The following is a 1,127-nucleotide window of genomic DNA, read 5'->3' as shown; positions in this document are numbered from 1 at the left end:
CGATCACGCAGGACTGGCTGCAGGTAGGTGTCGCGGTCTGAACCGAGAGGGGTGCGCCCGGTCGGGGCCGTTTGGATCGCTGCCGCTACGTCAGAGTCCGAAGGCTCCGCCGCTGACGAGGATCACGATGCCGAGGCCGATGAGAACGATGGGGAAGAGGACGTGCTCCCAGCGTTCGAGCACTTCGGCGATCGGGGGGCGGGTGGCGACGAACTTTGCCAGGGCCACCAGGACCGCGACGAGCGCGAGGAAGACGATGCAGTAGGCGACTACTGCGAGAGGTTTCACGCTGAGGAAGACAGGGGTGTAGACGCCGATGTTGTCGCCGCCGTTGGCAAGGGTGACGCCTGCGACTGTCCACACGCCGACCTTCTTGCCGGCAACCTTGGCCTCGTCGTCATCGTCGTCATCGTCTCCGCGCCAGGCCTGCCATGCGGCCCAGAGGCCGAGGCCCAGAGGGATGAGACCGAAGTACGGGATGGCTGCCGAGGGCAGGAATGCTCCGGCGCCGATGGTCACCAGGACCGCGGCACCGAGGATGCCGGCGAATCCGAGGTACTGGCCGGCCAGAATGCGGGCGGTAGTGCCGCGCTGGCCTGCCCCTCGCGCGAAGAAGAGGGAGAGCACGATGATGTCGTCGATGTTGGTCGCTGCGAACAGGCCCATCGCCTGCAAGACCGAGGTGAGGATCATGCGCCCTCCCCAGCTGCGTCGCATCCGGGAAGCGAGCAGGCGGGATCGATGCACGGGGCGTCTTCGTCCACTGCCAGGGTGGCATCGACCAGTGCCGTCAGCGCCTGCGCCAGGTGCGAATCGGCGATCTCATATCGTGTCCGACGACCCTCGGGCTCGGAGACGACGATCCCGCAATCGCGCAGGCATGCCAGGTGGTTGGACACGTTCGGGCGTGTCAGGTCCAGATCTCGGGCCAGTTCCGCCGGGTAAGCGGGATGGTCGAGCAGGGTCAAGATGATCCGGGATCGAGTGGGGTCGGCCAGTGCACGACCCAGGCGGTTCATCACGTCGAGACGCGAAGCAATAGTCATCATGGACTGAACTATACAGCGCGAACTGAACACTCGGTCACAGGCGTCAGCCCAGATCGCATGCCCGTAAGGGGATCCTTC

2 protein-coding genes are annotated in these 1,127 nt (G+C 65.4%); both read right to left on the bottom strand.

The window, feature by feature from the left end; translation table 11 throughout:
- Positions 1-90 precede the first annotated feature (90 nt).
- The gene (locus tag O3T09_RS11760; RefSeq protein WP_017488125.1) at positions 91-693 is read right to left on the bottom strand and encodes a cadmium resistance transporter; all 603 of its coding nucleotides are present in this window, start codon (positions 691-693) and stop codon (positions 91-93) included.
- Positions 690-1,049, bottom strand: a complete 360-nt coding sequence (gene cmtR, locus O3T09_RS11755; RefSeq protein ID WP_017488126.1) for a Cd(II)/Pb(II)-sensing metalloregulatory transcriptional regulator CmtR — start codon at positions 1,047-1,049, stop codon at positions 690-692. The genes O3T09_RS11760 and cmtR overlap by 4 nt, the downstream gene beginning before the upstream one ends.
- Between the last annotated feature and the right edge of the window lie 78 nt (positions 1,050-1,127).

Source organism: Micrococcus sp. H39-S4 (genome assembly GCF_027158145.1).
Lineage (GTDB): Bacteria > Actinomycetota > Actinomycetes > Actinomycetales > Micrococcaceae > Micrococcus > Micrococcus luteus.
This window is presented reverse-complemented; position numbering and strand designations above follow the sequence as displayed.